Origin of the sequence: Streptomyces sp. NPDC048506 (genome assembly GCF_040651315.1) — a bacterium.
Lineage (GTDB): Bacteria > Actinomycetota > Actinomycetes > Streptomycetales > Streptomycetaceae > Streptomyces.
Genome location: NZ_JBEZIX010000044.1, coordinates 70037 through 85356 on the forward strand (window position 1 = coordinate 70037; position 15320 = coordinate 85356).

Here is a 15320-nt window from a genome sequence, read left to right on the forward strand (position 1 = left end):
TAACGGGGGCGCTCGGGGCCGGCCGGTATCCGTCCCTCGACACGCCCCGGCCGCACCCCGGTCGGGTCACTCGATGCCCGGCGGCACCGCACTGCGGAGCGGCATCCGGGTGTCCTCGTCCTCGACCAGGCCGGCGCCCTCAGCCGTCGGAGTCGTCACCCTCGCCCTCGCCCTGTCCTTCTCCCTCTCCCTCTCCCTCTCCCTCTCCCTGGATCTCGGTCAGGAGCTCGGTCAGGAGTTTCCGGGTGTCCCGGGTGCACCGGTGGTCCTCCCCCAGGGCACGCTCGCCGACCTCCAGCAGGGCGCGCCATTCCGCCGCCGCCTCGTCGAGCCGGCCGAGGCCGTGCAGGGCCTTGCCAAGGTTGTGGTGGGTCCACAGCGTGGCGGCGTTCTCGGGGCCGAGGACCCGCCGTCGCGCCGCCAGCGTCGCCCGGTTCTCCACCTCGGCCTCGGCGAACCGGCCCATCGCGGCCAGCAGGTAGCCCAGGCTGTGCCGGACCGCCAGCGTCTGCCGGTCCTCCGGGCCGAGGACCCGGCTGCGGCCCTCGATCACGCTGCGGAACTCGCGCTCCGCCTCCTCGTGGCGCTGCCGGTCGCGCAGCACGTCGCCCAGCCTCTTGCGGGTGCTCAAGGTCTCAGGATGGTCGGGGCCGAGGAGCCGCAGCTGGGCCGCGAGCGTCGCCCGGCACTCGGTCTCGGCCTCCTCGTCGCGCCCGAGCTCCATCAGCACGGTCACCCGGTTGTACCGGGTGATGAGGGTGCCCGACCGGTCCTGCTGTGCCTTGTCGGTGCGCTGCTCCAGCACCTCGGTGTAGAGGGCCAGCGACTCCTCCCAGCGGCCGGGTTGTTCGAGGGTGAGGGCGAGTTCGTGGAGGGTGAGGAGCGTACTGTCGTGGTCCCGGCCGAGGACCCGTACCTGGTCGTCGAGCAGTTCGCGGAAGGCCGCCTCGGCCTCCTCCGGCACACGCCGGTCCCGCACCGCCATGGCCCGCAGGCGCCGGGCGGAGAAGTAGTTGACGTGCCGCTCGCCCAGGGCCGCGGCGGTGCTGTCCACCAGTTGCACGGCCTCGGCCTCGGCCTCCTCGTACCGGCGCAGCCGGCGCAGCACGGCGACGCGCTCCCGGCGCGCCTCCAGCGTCCGCCAGTGCCTCACGCCCAGCTTGGCCGCCACGGTGGCGGGCAGGTCGCCCACCAGGGCGTAGGCCTCCGCACGCCGGTCCTGGGCAAGGAGGATGTCGGCCAGCCGGTACAGAGCCGGCAGCACGGCGGACTCGACCTCCGGCCGGGCCGCCCGGGCGTCCGCCAGCGCCGTCCGGGCCTCGGCCTCGGCCTCCTCGTAGCGCCGGAGCCGTTGCAGCGCGGCGGCCAGCCACGCCCTGCCGAGGACGGTTTGGGTGTGGGACGGCCCCAGCACGTCGCCACGCACCGCCACCACGGCGCGGAACTCGGCCAGGGCTTCCTCGTGGCGCTGGGTACCGTTCAGGAGCAGACCGAGGCGCATCCGCACCTCCGCGACGTTCTCCGCGGTGTGGTCGTCCTGGCTGTCCGCACGCCGTTCGTAGCTGGCGATCAGGCTGCGGCACTCCTCCTCCGCGGCGTCCCGGCGACCGGCGAACTGGAGGAGAGAGACGAGGTAGGAGCGCGCGAAGAGGGTGAAGTCGTGCTCCTCGCCGTGCACCCGGCCCGAGATCGCGACCACGGACCGCAGGTGCTCCTCCGCCTCGTCATGCTCCCCCAGGACGTTCAGGGCCAGCGCCAAGTGGCCGCGGAGGTTGCGGGATTCGAGGTCGTCGGCGGCCGCGAGGTCCGGCAGCTGTGCGCGCACTGCGTCGCACAGCCAGTCCGCGTAGCCGTGCCATCCGGCGTTCACCAGCTCGGACGCCAGCCCGGTCAGACGCGTCACGCCCTCCCATCCGACGCCGTCCGACCGCTGGTCCGCCTCGGCGAGCAGCGGGTCGAGGTACAGCCGGACCGACTGCGGCAGCGCCTCGTCCTCGGCGATCCTCCGCACCACGGCGATCAGCGGCGGTTGGACCCGCTCGGACGCGTAGGAGCGCGGAGGGTAGCGGTGCGGGTTGCGGGTGGCGGTCTTCGGGTGCGGCTCGGGGTGCGGGCCGCCCGGCCCGTCGTCGTCGCGGGCCGGGGAGTCCGCGAGCAGGCCCAGCCGCAGCAGCAGCTCCGGCGAGGCGGCGGCGAACGGGCGGGCCTGTTCGGCGACCGCCGAGTCCCCGCCGCCCTCCCCCGAGAGCCGGGCCCGGAACTCCGGGCCACCGCCGCGTCGGCGCAGCAGGAACCGGGTGACCTGCGCCGCCGTGTCCAGGGCGGTCGAGGTCTGTACGGCGTCCAGCAGCAGATCGGCGACGCCGGGCCGGAACGCGTACTCGACGGCGTCGGACGGCTGCCGGACGTCCGGGTCCCGCCGGCGCAACAGCCCGCCGAGGAAGACCTCGGCGAGCTGCGCCGGGTGGTAGCGCTCGGATCCATCGCTGGCCGCCTGGTGGATCAGCCGCATCACGGGGAGCGTCAGCGGACTGACCGCGGCGAGTGCGCCGGCCAGCCGCTGGCTTTCGGGCGAGGCGGCCGCGCGGAAGCGCCTGAGCCGCTCCTCCGGCGTGGGCGCGGCGGGGGCGGCCGGCGATGCGGAGGCATCCGGCGGCGCGCAGGCGTCCTGCGGCGCGGCCGGGGAAGCGGGCGGGTGCCGTTCGTCCTCCGGCAGCAGCAGCACCGACAGCTGGGCGCTGCCGCGGCCCGTCGCCGTGAGGTCGGCCCAGGCCCCGACCTGCGCCGGCGAAAGGTCCAGCACCGGGACCACCGTCCCCGTGTACGACACGATGTCCGGCGGCAGCACCGGGTGCCGTACGGACAGCGCGCGCCCGGGAGCGCCCGGGCGGTCCGCGGAGACGACCAGCCGCTGGGTGGGCATCCCCTGCTGCGGCCACATGCGCGGGGGCAGCGGCTGGATCACCGCGACCGGCGAGTACCGCGCCCAGTCGCGCAGGGCACGGGGGATCGCGCCGCTGCGCCAGCCCGGACCGACGCCGTCCGAGAGGACCAGCACCGCCGTGCGGCCGGAGGTGTCCGTCAGGTGCCCGGTGCCGCGGCGCGGGGCGGTGGCCGCGTACGGCCGCGCCGTGACCACCGGTTCGCGGACGGCGGCGCTGTCCAGACCGTAGGTCCGCACGTCGAGGAAGGCGCCCTGCCGCTCCAGCATCGCCCGCACCTCGGCGGCGAGCCGTTGCCACAGCACCATCGACGGGCCGTCGTCGACGACCAGGGCGACGCTCAGCCAGCGCTCCCGTTCCGGGCGCAGTACGGCGTCCGGCAGACCGGTGTCCGCGATCCAGTCGGCGGTGGCCGCCTCGTCGAGGGTGAAGGCGCGGCGGGAGGGCACGCTCTGCCGCAGCGGCCGCAGCGCCCGGGACAGCCCGCGGGCCGCGGGCAGGGCCGGCACCCCGCGTACTCCGACCGCCCGGGCCGGTCGGGCCGCCCGGGGCCGGGGGCCGCCGGGGGCGAACAGCCCGGCGGGCGCGGCCGGTTCGGGAACCTCCGCGCCGCCCTCGCGCGGCCCGGACGACCGGACTCCCACCCGTTCGGCGGGCCCGCCGTCGGCCGTGGCGCCGTCGGCCGGCGCGGTCGCGGTGGACCGGTCGGTGTCGCGGGCGCCGTCCCGGTGGGCGGGCGCCGTGGTGACGGCGAGCCACAGGACGTCGCGCAGCTCCTCGGCGGACAGGTCCGCCCCGGCGTCCTCAAGCAGGGTGCACAGCCGCTGGAACATCAGAAGTCTGCTTCGTCCAGGGACCGCAGGACCGTCTCACGCAGGGTGTCGAAGTCCATCCGCACCCCGGAGGACCGCAGGTGGACGGCGTTGAGCAGCTGATCGGTGGCGAGTTCGCGCTCCTGCGAATCCCTCAGGTCGAGGAAGGCGGCGATCAACTCCTGTGCCTGCGCCCCGACCTCGGGGCCGAGGTGCATCCGGACGATCTCGGTGAGCTGCTGCTCGTCCGGCTGCCGCAGGTCGAGGCGGACGCAGCGCCGCAGGAAGGCGGGCGGGAAGTCGCGTTCGCCGTTGCTGGTGATGACGACGACGGGGAAGACGTCGCAGCCCACCTGGCCGCCGCTGATCCGCACCTTCTCCTCGGTGCCGGTGGCCCGCACCTCGACGTCCGGCTGCTTGAGCCGGGCCAGTTCGGGGATCTCGAACGCGCCGTCCTCGAAGACGGTCAGCAGGTCGTTGGGCAGATCGACGTCGCCCTTGTCCAGCTCGTCGATGAGCAGCACCCGGGGCTTGGGGCCGGGCAGCAGGGCACTGCCCAGCGGACCGAGCCGCAGGTAGTCACCGATGTCCGGCTCGGACGCCGGTGCCGCCCCGTCGCCCTCCCGGCCGTGCAGGGAGGCGTCCCGGCCGTGCAGGGAGGCGTCCCGCAGCCGCCCCACCGCGTCGTAGCGGTAGAGCCCGTCGGCCAGTGTGGAGCGGCTGTTGACCGGCCAGTGGAGCACCGGGCCGAGGCGCAGCTCGCGGGCGACGGCGTGGGCGAGCGTCGACTTCCCGGTACCGGGCCGACCGGTGACCAGCAGCGGGCGGTGCAGGTGCAGCGCGGTGTTGACGACGTCCCGGTCCTCCGGGGCGATGACGTACGACGGCTGTGCGCCGTCCCGGTTCCGGGCGCCGGCCCCGAAGCGACGCCACGGCGGCGCCGTGGGCCACTCCACGTCGTGGGGCTCGGCGGCGCCGCCGTGGAAGAGCCGCCAGTCCTGTGCCATGTCTCGCTCTCCTCAGGGTGCCGACAGGTTGAGTTGGTCCGGGAGCGGCCGACACGGGTCGTCCCACAGCAGGGCCAGGTTCCGGCCCGGATGGCGGTCGTCGGCGTCGCTCGCCGAGCGGAGTTTACGCAGGTGGTGCGGCAGGGAAGGGAGCCGCTCCCGGCCGAGCAGGGACTCCAACTCCACTTTCGCCGCAGCCAGTTCGGCATCGCTGTGCCAGACCAGCACGGGCACTCCGCCGAACAGGCAGGCGGTGAACACCTCCGAGCGGGACCGCCGCGGCGTGGTCATCACCACGCCGGGGGCGTCCGCCCGGGACTGCAACGCGCCGTAGACCTGCTTGCTCTTCTCCAGGTCGTCGGGGAGCCAGTGCAGGTCCTCGGTGCTCGCCACGCCCACCTGGTCCCACCGGCGCCTCCACAGGTGCGGCTGGTCGCCGCGGAGTTCGGTGCAGCGCACGACGACCGGGAAGTCGGTGCCCAGGGACCGCTCCACCGGGCCGGACGCGCCGCGCTGCCAGCGGTGGACGTCCAGCTCCAGGTCGGTGGGGGCCAGGAAGAACTCCACCAGCGTCTCCTGGGTGCGGGCGTGCAGGCCCAGCAGGGCGTCCAGATGGCGCTGGATCTCCTCGGGCGACGCCGGGGTGTCGGCCTTGGCCAGCGCCTCGACGTCCGCGCCGCGCCGCGACCAGACCTCGTAGCTGCGCCGCTGTCCCGGGCCGTCCGGCGGGCGGAGGCGGATCTGGATGCGGTCGTCGGCACCGGCCGGGGCGGTTGCCGGGGCGGCCGCCGCGCGCTCCTCGGCGTCGGCCCGCCGGTCCAGCAGGGCGGCCTGGAGGCCTAGCCGGGTGGCGCAGCCGAGCGCCCAGTCCCGCAGGCCGGCCACCGAAGGCGCGCCGGGGCGGCGGGCCGCGAACCGCTCGACGACGCGCAGGAGTTGCGGGAGACGGTGGGGTACGCACAGCAGCCCTTCGAGCGTCCCGGCCAGCGGTGCGGGGGCGATCGCCGGGAGGTGCACGCCGGGGATCTCCTCGTGCGCCGCCGCGGCGAAGGCGCTCAGATCCTCGGGGTCGAGCCGGTCGAGCAGGTCGACGAGCGCCGTGTGCTCGGTGCGGGTGAGCCACTGCCCGCTCTGGAGGATGCGGCAGGCGTCCTGGGCCTCGGGTCGCGCCGGCTCGCCCGGTGTCCGTTCGCCGAGGGCGTCCAGCAGGGTGGCGACGCCGTGCGGGTCGCCGAGCGCCCAGTCGACCAGTTCCGCGGCGGACGGCGAGGTCGTGGCGGGCGGTTCGGCGGCGAGCTCCCCGCACAGCCGGACGGCGACGCCCTCGGCCACGCCCACGGCCGTGGTGAGCAGCCGGTTGACCTCCAGGACGAGCTGCTGCCGGGCCCGTTTGTGCCGGGGGTCCTGGAGCGGGGCGAGGGTGAACTCGGTCTCCTGGTCGTTCCAGTCGTTGACGTAGAGGGTCGGGAACTGCCGGGTGCGGCCGTCGGCGCGCAGCCGCTCGAACTCCCCCCTGACCCCGTCCCAGACCCGGTCGAGGTCCACCATCGCGCCCCCGCGGCCGGCCGCCGCCAACTGGCCGAGCAGTACCGAGGTGAACTGCCCCGACCCGCCCAGCTCCTTGGCCGCGCCCCCGGGGCGGGAGGCGCGCATCATGAAGATCCGGCGGTCGTGGTGGGTCTGCGGCGCCTCGTGGAGGCGGTCCGGTGGCGACGCCATCGTCTGCTGCCGGGTGGACAGGGCGGTGCGGCAGGCGTCGATGACGACGGTGACCCGGTCCACCCCGCGCGACGGCAGCCGGTCGGTGCGCAGCAGGTGGATCAGGTTGTCCGCGTCGAGGCCGACGAGGTCCGTCTCGCGGGTTTCGGGATAGAGCAGGCTCCAGCGGTCGCCCTGCGCCTGTACGCCGTGTCCGGCCCAGTAGATCCACAGCCATTCGCCGTCCAGGCGGCGCAGTTCGTCCCGGAAGACCTTGCGGACGGTGGCCCGGTCGGCGGGGCGGCTGGACGGGGGTTCCTGCGCGGCCAGGACGCCCTTGTTCCGCTCCAGGGGGGACGCCAGGAGGTGGATGTTGTCCGCCGGGACGCCCTGTCTGATCAGCCAGCCCATCATCCCCAGCGCGTCGGTGACCGGTCCGTCCAGGTCCCAGCTCTCGTCCTGGTACGCCTCGACGGCCACCAGCACGGCATGGGTACGCCGCCAGTCGTGCTGCTCCGACGTCACCGCGGCAGCTCCGCGGCGAGCAGGTCGTAGAGCCCACGGTGGGCGAAGTAGGCGCTGTGGGAGCGCGGGAAGGGCTGGCGGGTGTCGACCCGGACGTCGGCGACCCGGCCCGGGAAGGTCCGCTCGCCGACGAAGGCGAGCAGGTCCCGCTCGTCGTAGACGTTGATCCAGCGGGGGAAGGCGGCCGGCAGCGGTTCGCCCCGGCGCAACGAGCCGAGCGCGTCCAGCTCGTAGAGGAACGGTGCCTGCGAGCCGACCGTCACCAGGAGGTCCACGCCCGGAGGCGGGCCGGCGCTCCCGTCGGCGAACAGGTCGACGCAGGCGATGCCCCCGAGGCTGTGGGCGAGCAGGACGACCGGGCCGGGGGCGGCCGCTGCCGCACCGCGCACCGCCTCGGCGATCGCGGTGCGCAGCCCCTCGCCGCGCGCCTGGTAGCGCAGGATGTCGCCGCCGGCCGGGACGATCGCGCCGGTGAGCCGGCCGCGCTGCCACCGCGCGGCGGAGGACAGCGGCCACAGAACCGGCGTGAGCAGCCGGGCACCTGTCCACTTCGCGGCCTGTGCGACGCCGCGGTCACCGCCCCCGAGCCGCTCGGTCAGCAGCCGTACGAGGGCGTCGCGGTCGGCGCCGTCCACCGGGAGGGGTTCGTCGGCGGCTTCCGCGGACTCGGCCAGCCGCAGGGCGAGGGCCAGCACGGCGCGGGCCGCCACGGGCTCGATGCCGTCGGCGAACGGGGCGCCGCCGAGGGCGTTGGAGATCTCCTCGGCGACCCGGTCGGCGGCTTCGCCGGTGTACGGGGCGAGGTCGGCGGCGAGTTGCCGCAGCCCCTCGCCGTCGTCGACCGCCCCGCCGGGAACCCCGTCCGCCAGGGTCAGCTCCCGCACCTGGTCGGCGACCTCGTCCCAGGGGTCCCGGCGGCCCGGTACGAACCCGGTCGCGTCCTCGCCGTCCGCAGCCGCCCCCGCGAAGGCGCGCAGCTCGGCCAGCGGGTCCGCCTCCAACAGGGCCCACACGGCCAGCGGGTCGTCTTCGGCCGGCGGGACGTCCCAGGCGTCCTCACCGCCCCACCCACGGTCCTTGGCCCGCAACGGAAGTGACGCCCCGTCAAGCGCCAGCGAGGCGCCGTGGGCGTCACCCCAGAAGCAGGGGACGGTACGGACATCGGGCCGGACTCCGGCCAGGCCACGGGAGACACGGTCGAAGGTCTTGTCGTACGACGGCGCCCGGACGCCCGTACCGTGCACTAAGACGACGCTCGTCACTGCTCTCCCCCCGTGGCCGTGAGCCACGCATGTTACTCGCGCCGCCCGGCCCCAACTCCCCTTTCTCCCAGGAAATCCCGGGAAACGGTGTGGTGGGGCGGGGACGGCGCCGTCAGCCGCCCGACGTGTCCAACTCCGCGTCCACGTCCACGCCCGCGCAGTCGTAGGGGTCGTCCAGCCACCCGTCGGGGAGGACCACGCGGTTGCGGCCCGAGGTGCGGCCACGGGGGCCGTCGGCGCCGGTCGGCCACGGCTGGTCGAGGTCGAGCTCCGACAGCAGGGCGTCGAGCTCGTCCAGGGAGGAGGTGACCGCGAGGTTGCGGCGCATGTCCGAGCCGATCGAGAAGCCCTTGGTGTACCAGGCGACGTGCTTGCGGAAGTCGATGACGCCGCGCGCCTCGTCGCCGAGCCACTCGCCGAGCAGGGTGGCGTGCCGCAGCATCACGACCGCGACCTCCTTGAGGGTGGGCTGTGCGTACGCGACGTCACGGCCCCCGTCCCGGAACCCCGTGCCCTCGAAGGCGGCGACCAGATCGCCGAACAGCCACGGCCGGCCCAGGCAGCCGCGGCCCACGACCACGCCGTCGCAGCCGGTCTCCCGCATCATCCGCCGGGCGTCGTCCGCCGACCAGATGTCGCCGTTGCCCAGCACCGGGATCTCCGGGACGTGCTCCTTGAGGCGGGCGATGGCGTCCCAGTCGGCGGTGCCGCCGTAGTGCTGGGACGCGGTGCGCCCGTGCAGGGCGATCGCCGTGACGCCCTCCTCGACCGCGATCCGCCCCGCGTCGAGGTAGGTGAGGTGGTCGTCGTCGATGCCCTTGCGCATCTTCATCGTCACCGGCAGGGCGCCGGCGTTCGCCACCGCCTCGCGCAGGATGGAGCGCAGCAGCGGGCGCTTGTACGGCAGCGCCGAGCCGCCGCCCTTGCGGGTCACCTTGGGGACCGGGCAGCCGAAGTTGAGGTCGATGTGGTCGGCGAGGTCCTCCTCCGCGATCATGCGGGCGGCCTTGCCGACGGTGTCCGGGTCGACACCGTAGAGCTGGATCGAGCGCGGCTTCTCGGTCTCGTCGAAGTGGATCAGCTGCATGGTCTTCTCGTTGCGCTCGACCAGCGCCCGAGTGGTGATCATCTCGCTGACGAAGAGGCCCTTGCCGCCCGAGAACTCGCGGCACAGGGTCCGGAACGGGGCATTGGTGATCCCGGCCATCGGCGCGAGGACCACGGGCGGCTGCACCGCGTGCGGACCGATCTCCAGCAGAGTCATGGCGGGGGTACCTTCGGCTTTCTTCGACTTCCGTTGGTGAGGCGGGCGGGCCGCGGCCGTACGGGGCTGCCGGCCGCTGCGACCTCCTATTGTCCCGCACCGCGCGAGTGGCCCCGCCGGGGCCGGACGGAGTGACCTCGCCGGACGGGACGGAGTGACCCCGCCGGGCCGGACGAGGCACCTCACCGGACCGAGCGATGCGCCCCACCGGACCGGACGAACAGGAATCGTTGTAGCGTTCAACCATGCCTGACCTCGGCCGCCGGCGTCGACTCCTGGTACTGGCGATCTGCTGTCTGAGCCTGCTGATCGTCAGCCTCGACAACACCGTCCTCAACGTCGCCCTGCCGTCCCTGGAGCGCGACCTGGACGCCTCGGTCTCCGGGATGCAGTGGACGATCGACGCCTACACGCTGGTGCTGGCCTCGCTGCTGATGCTCTCCGGCTCGACGGCCGACCGGCTGGGCCGGCGCCGGATCTTCCTGGTCGGACTGGCGGTCTTCGCGCTCGGCTCGCTGCTGTGCAGCCTGGCGCCCGACCTGTCGTGGCTGGTGGTCTTCCGCATGGTGCAGGCGGTCGGCGGCTCGATGCTCAACCCCGTCGCCATGTCGATCATCACCAACACCTTCACCGACCCCCGGGAGCGGGCCCGCGCGATCGGTGTGTGGGGCGGGGTCGTGGGCATCAGCATGGCGGCCGGGCCGGTGATCGGCGGGCTGCTGGTGCAGAGCATCGGCTGGCGCTCGATCTTCTGGATGAACGTCCCGATCAGCGCCCTGGCGATCTTCCTCACCCTGCGCTACGTCCCCGAATCGCGCGCCCCCCGGCCGCGCCGGGTCGATCCGGTCGGCCAGCTGCTGGTGATCGCACTGCTCGGCTCGCTGACCTACGCGATCATCGAGGCGCCGGGCTCCGGCCCGGCGTCCCCGAAGATCCTGGGGTTCGTGTTGGTGGCGGTGGCCTCGCTGACGGCGCTGATCGGCTACGAGCGACGCCGCGACGAGCCCCTCATCGACCTGCGGTTCTTCCACAGCGCACCGTTCAGCGGAGCCACGGTCATTGCGGTCTGCGCCTTCGCCGCGCTCGGCGGCTTCCTCTTCCTCAACACCCTCTACCTCCAGAACGTCCGCGGACTGTCCGCCCTGGACGCCGGGCTCCACATGCTGCCGATGGCCGGGATGACGCTGTTCTTCGCGCCGCTGTCGGGGCGGCTGGTCGGCAGCCGCGGCCCCCGGCTCCCGCTGCTGCTCGCCGGTACGACGATGGGCACGAGCGGCCTGCTCTTCGCGGCCTTCGACGCCCAGTCGACCGACGCCCTGCTGTTCACCGGCTACGTCCTCTTCGGCATCGGATTCGGGCTGGTCAACGCGCCGATCACCAACACCGCGGTGTCCGGCATGCCACGCACCCGGGCCGGGGTGGCGGCCGCCGTGGCCTCCACCAGCCGGCAGGTGGGGCAGTCGCTGGGCGTCGCGGTGATCGGCGCCGTCCTGGCGGGCGGAGCACACGCCGCCGCGACCGCCGACGAGTTCATCGCGGCCGGCCACCCGGCATGGTGGATCATCACGGGCTGCGGCGCCGCCGTACTCCTGCTGGGAGCACTGACCACGGGCCCCTGGGCGAGGACGACGGCCGCCCGCACAGCAGCCCTCTTCGAGGAGGAGGCCCGGGGATCACAGAGGGAGGACGCGCGGTCGTAGCGGACACGCGGTCGTAGCGCGGTCGTAGCGCGGTCGTAGGGGATCGTCGTAGATGTCCGCCGGCCCCGCGCCCCGTTGCGCGTCACCCGTCACCCCGCAGCCGCACCTCAGCTACACCGCAGCCAACGCCGTCAGCTCGTCCAGGTGCCGCAGCCGCTCGTGGGACGCCTCGTCGACGGGGGTGTACGACAGCAGCTTGGGGCCCGGGTTGGGGCCCGTCCACAGGCTCGTGGCGGTCAGCTGGAGCACGCCCACCCGCGGGTGCTTGAAGACCTTGACGGAGCTGACCGGGCGGACGACCTCGTGCTGCGCCCAGATCTCGCGGAATTCGGGCGATGCCTCGGTCAGCCGCGCGACCAGCGCCTTCCAGGCCGGCTCGGCTATGTGCTCGGCCATCGACGCCCGGAACTTGGCGGCCATCAGCCGCATCGTGGCGTCCAGGTCGACCACGCTCGCGCGCCACTGGGCGTTGGTGAACGCCAGCCACATGCAGTTGCGGTCCTCCTCGGGCAGCGCGTCGAGATCGCACATCAGGTGCCCGTACGCGCGGTTGTAGGCGAGGATGTCGAACCGGCTGTTCTGGATGACCGCGGGGAACGGCGACAGCTGTTCCAGGATCTGCCGCAGCTCGCGCGGAACGCCCGTGCACTCCTTGTTCGGCATCGGGTCGACCGCCGCGGCCAACGCGAAGAGGTGGCTGCGCTCGGCGCGGTCCAGCAGCAGCGCCCGCGCCACCGCGTCCAGGACCTGCGGCGACACGTGGATGTCCCGGGCCTGTTCGAGCCAGGTGTACCAGGTGACCCCGATCGCCCCCAGATGCGCGACCTCCTCGCGGCGCAGGCCAGGCGTCCGCCGACGGGCGCCGCGCGGCAGGCCGACCTGCTCGGGCGTGATCCGCTCGCGCCGGCTGCGCAGGAAGGCGGCCAGCTCCGCCCGGCGGGCGACGTCGTCGCGCGGGGCGGAGGACGGCCGGGCAGCGGTGGTGGCGGGTCCCGTGGGAACCTGCGTCAGGGTCGCGTCTACGGTCATGTTCCCAGCCTGCCGCAGGCCGCAGCCGGTTGCCAGGTAGCACTGGTACCAGGATAAGGACACTCTGGTACCAGTCTCAGCGGTCGACGATCGTCGACTCCGTGAGCGATACCCGAGTACAGACCACCACCCTGGAAGCCCCGGCCAACGCCCCACGACGGCACGCGGCCACGGCCCTGTTGACGCCTCTCGGCCTGCTGACCGTCCTGCTGGGCGCGGCCCTCCCGATGATCGACTTCTTCATCGTCAACGTCGCCCTGCCGACCATCGACCACGATCTGCACGCGGGCCCCGCGATGTTGGAGATGGTGGTGGCCGGTTACGGCGTCGCCTACGCCACGCTGCTGGTCCTCGGCGGCCGGCTCGGTGACATGATCGGCCGTCGGCGGCTGTTCCTGTGGGGCCTGGCCGCCTTCGGTCTGACCTCGTTGGCCTGCGGCCTCGCTCCGGGCGCCGGAACGCTGGTGGCCGCCCGGGTCGCCCAGGGCGCCGCGGCCGCGCTGTTGCTCCCGCAGGTGCTGGCCACCATCCAGGCCACGACCACCGGCAAGCGCCGCGCCAAGGCCGTCAGCCTCTACGGCGGCACGGCCGGCGTCTCCAGCGCCCTCGGCCAGGTGCTCGGCGGGCTGCTGGTCTCGGTCGACCTGGCGGGCACCGGATGGCGCGCGGTCTTCCTGGTGAACGTCCCGATCGCGGCCGTGGCCCTGCTGCTGGCCGCCCGTACGGTCCCCGAGACCCGCTCCCCGCACCCGACCCGGGTCGACGGTCCCGGCACCGCGCTGCTGGCCGCCGCGCTGATCACGCTGCTGCTGCCGCTGACCGAGGGCCGGGCGGCCGGCTGGCCCGTGTGGTCCTGGATCCTGCTGGCCGTCTTCCCGTTCGTGGGCACCGCGTTCGTCCTCGTCGAGCGCCGGGCCGAGCGCGCCGGGCGTACGCCGCTGGTGCCGCCCTCGCTGCTGCGCATCCCGTCCGTGAACAGCGGTCTGGCCATGATCGTCCCGTTCTCGGTGGGCTTCGGCGGCTTCATGTTCGTGGTGGCCGTCGCCCTGCAAACCGGCCTGCACTACGGGCCGTTCGCGGCCGGCCTGTCCCTGGTGCCGCTGTGCGCCGCCTTCTTCCTCACCTCGCTGGCCGGCCCGCGGCTGGTGGGCCGCTTCGGGCGTCGGGTGGTGATCGCCGGCTCGGTGATCCAGGGCAGCGGGCTGATCGCCCTGGTGCTGACCGTGCACGGGAGTTGGCCGGGCACGTCGGTGGCCGGCCTCGCGCCGAGCATGGCGATCCTCGGCTTCGGCCAGGGCATGGTGCTGCCGGTTCTGCTGCGCATCGTGCTGAGCGAACTGCCGGTGGCGCAGGCCGGTGTGGGCGGCGGCGTCATGGTCACCACCCAGCAGTCCGGCCTGGCCCTGGGCGTGGCGACCCTCGGCACTCTCTTCCTCGCGCTGCTGCCGTCCGCCGGTATCCGCGATGCGCTGCTCGCCGCCCTGCTGACCCAGCTGGCGATCGTCGCGGGGACCACGGCACTGGCCTTCCGCCTCCCCCGAACACTGCGCTGACCTGCGATAACACCGAGGGTGGAGCTCGACTCAACACATGACGACTGACAGATATTGAAATCTGTCAGTCGTCATGCCATAGTGAAGAAGCGGAAGGAGCCCGCCCGGGCCCGACCGGCGACCACGGCGGCCAGTCCCGACCCTGTTCACCCCGACCCTGTTCGTCCCGACCCCGTTCGCCCCGACGCGCCGCTGCCGACCGGACTCCGACGGACCCCTCCCGCACCCCACCACCCCTCCCTTCTCCTTCAGGAGCACGCAGTGCAGACCCGCACCTTGGGCACCACCGGCCCGCAGACCTCCGCCCTCGGCCTCGGCTGCATGGGCATGTCCGCCCTCTACGGCGACAGCGACCGGGCCGAGTCCATCGCCACCATCCACGCCGCCCTCGACGCCGGCGTCACCCTGCTCGACACCGGCGACTTCTACGGCATGGGCCACAACGAACTGCTGATCAACGAGGCTCTGCGCACCGCCCCGACGGCGGCTCGCGAACAGGCGCAGATCAGCGTCAAGTTCGGCGCCCTGCGCACCGTCGAGGGCGGCTTCACCGGCTACGACGGCCGGCCGAACGCGGTGAAGAACTTCGCCGCCTACTCCCTCCAGCGCCTGGGCGTGGACCACATCGACGTCTATCGGATCGCCCGTATCGACCCGGACGTCCCGATCGAGGAGACCGTCGGTGCCATCGCCGAGCTCGTCCAGGCCGGTCATGTCCGGCACATCGGGCTCTCCGAGGTGGGCGCGGAGTCGCTGCGCCGGGCCGCCGCGGTCGCCCCGATCAGCGACCTACAGATCGAGTACTCCCTCATCTCCCGCGGCATCGAGGACGCGATCCTGCCCACCGCCCGCGAGCTGGGCATCGGCATCACCGCGTACGGCGTGCTGTCCCGCGGTCTGATCAGCGGCCACTTCAGCCGTGACCGCAAGCTCGCGGCGAACGACTTCCGTGGGATGAGCCCGCGCTTCCAGGGCGAGAACCTCGCGCGCAACCTCGACCTGGTGGAAGCGCTGCGGAAGACAGCCGAGCAGAAGGGCATCTCGGTCGCCCAGACCGCCATCGCCTGGGTGCTCTCCCGCGGCAAGGACATCGTCCCGCTGGTCGGCGCCCGCCGCCGGGACCGACTGACCGAGGCGCTCGGCGCGCTGGACGTCACGCTGAACGCCGACGACCTGGCCGCGATCGAGCACGCGGTCCCGGCCGACGCCGCCGCGGGCGACCGCTACCCGGCCGAACAGATGGCACACCTGGACAGCGAGCACTGACCACCGGGCCGCACGCCCCACGGCACCCGACCACCCGGCCACGGCACCCCGGTCACAGCCCCCAGCCACGGCACCCCGGTCACGGCAGCCCGGCCACGGCAGCCGGTGGCGGCTCCCGTGGCGGCACTCCGGTTACGACACCGGTGACGGCGCCGGTGACGGCGCCCTGGCCATACGCCCCGGGCGGCCGAGGGGTACGGCCAGGTACCGTCCTAGGTACCCGGCGTCCCCGCCCCGCCCGCTCTCCAGAAAGGCCGGCCCG

9 protein-coding genes are annotated in these 15320 nt (G+C 73.8%); 3 read left to right on the forward strand and 6 right to left on the reverse strand.

The genetic code is table 11. The features are described 5' to 3' along the window. Positions 1 to 139 precede the first annotated feature (139 nt). The 5 genes from AB0C96_RS30690 to dusB form a co-directional block, all read right to left on the reverse strand. On the reverse strand, positions 140 to 3775 hold the full coding sequence (locus AB0C96_RS30690) for an SAV_2336 N-terminal domain-related protein (RefSeq protein ID WP_362921847.1): 3636 nt from the start codon (positions 3773 to 3775) through the stop codon (positions 140 to 142). Next, the gene (locus AB0C96_RS30695; RefSeq protein ID WP_362921848.1) at positions 3775 to 4761 is read right to left on the reverse strand and encodes a MoxR family ATPase; all 987 of its coding nucleotides are present in this window, start codon (positions 4759 to 4761) and stop codon (positions 3775 to 3777) included. Before AB0C96_RS30695 ends, AB0C96_RS30690 begins: the two co-directional genes overlap by 1 nt. A gap of 12 nt (positions 4762 to 4773) precedes the next feature. Further along, positions 4774 to 6984 carry a caspase family protein gene (locus AB0C96_RS30700; protein ID WP_362921850.1) on the reverse strand — a complete coding sequence of 737 codons (2211 nt, stop codon included), beginning with the start codon at positions 6982 to 6984 and terminating at the stop codon, positions 4774 to 4776. Then, a complete protein-coding gene (locus tag AB0C96_RS30705; RefSeq protein WP_362921852.1) occupies positions 6981 to 8246 on the reverse strand; it encodes a hypothetical protein in 1266 nt (421 codons plus the stop codon). The genes AB0C96_RS30700 and AB0C96_RS30705 overlap by 4 nt, the downstream gene beginning before the upstream one ends. A 112-nt stretch (positions 8247 to 8358) precedes the next feature. Continuing rightward, the gene (dusB, locus tag AB0C96_RS30710) at positions 8359 to 9510 is read right to left on the reverse strand and encodes a tRNA dihydrouridine synthase DusB (RefSeq protein WP_362921854.1); all 1152 of its coding nucleotides are present in this window, start codon (positions 9508 to 9510) and stop codon (positions 8359 to 8361) included. Positions 9511 to 9755: 245 nt separating this feature from the next. On the opposite strand from dusB, the gene AB0C96_RS30715 reads away from it, so the two are divergent. Then, the gene (locus AB0C96_RS30715) at positions 9756 to 11210 is read left to right on the forward strand and encodes an MFS transporter (RefSeq protein WP_362921855.1); all 1455 of its coding nucleotides are present in this window, start codon (positions 9756 to 9758) and stop codon (positions 11208 to 11210) included. A gap of 111 nt (positions 11211 to 11321) precedes the next feature. Here the strand turns inward: AB0C96_RS30715 and AB0C96_RS30720 are convergent, their stop codons facing one another. Beyond that, entirely contained in the window at positions 11322 to 12239 is a 918-nt protein-coding gene (locus tag AB0C96_RS30720; RefSeq protein WP_362921857.1) for a helix-turn-helix transcriptional regulator, read from the reverse strand. A gap of 101 nt (positions 12240 to 12340) precedes the next feature. Between AB0C96_RS30720 and AB0C96_RS30725 the strand changes: the two genes are divergently transcribed. Both AB0C96_RS30725 and AB0C96_RS30730 read left to right on the forward strand, forming a co-directional pair. After that, positions 12341 to 13792 (forward strand): MFS transporter, encoded by a 1452-nt coding sequence (locus tag AB0C96_RS30725; RefSeq protein WP_362921859.1) that lies wholly within the window; start codon positions 12341 to 12343, stop codon positions 13790 to 13792. A gap of 261 nt (positions 13793 to 14053) precedes the next feature. Further along, positions 14054 to 15058, forward strand: a complete 1005-nt coding sequence (locus AB0C96_RS30730; RefSeq protein ID WP_362921861.1) for an aldo/keto reductase — start codon at positions 14054 to 14056, stop codon at positions 15056 to 15058. Positions 15059 to 15320: the final 262 nt, after the last annotated feature.

Excerpts from the sequence above, each read along its gene's own strand:
- AB0C96_RS30690 (WP_362921847.1), bottom strand. The coding sequence starts at position 3,775 with ATGTTCCAGCGGCTGTGCACCCTGCTTGAGGACGCCGGGGCGGACCTG.
- AB0C96_RS30720 (WP_362921857.1), bottom strand. The coding sequence starts at position 12,239 with ATGACCGTAGACGCGACCCTGACGCAGGTTCCCACGGGACCCGCCACC.
- AB0C96_RS30695 (WP_362921848.1), bottom strand. The coding sequence starts at position 4,761 with ATGGCACAGGACTGGCGGCTCTTCCACGGCGGCGCCGCCGAGCCCCAC.
- dusB (WP_362921854.1), bottom strand. The coding sequence starts at position 9,510 with ATGACTCTGCTGGAGATCGGTCCGCACGCGGTGCAGCCGCCCGTGGTC.
- AB0C96_RS30715 (WP_362921855.1), top strand. The coding sequence starts at position 9,756 with ATGCCTGACCTCGGCCGCCGGCGTCGACTCCTGGTACTGGCGATCTGC.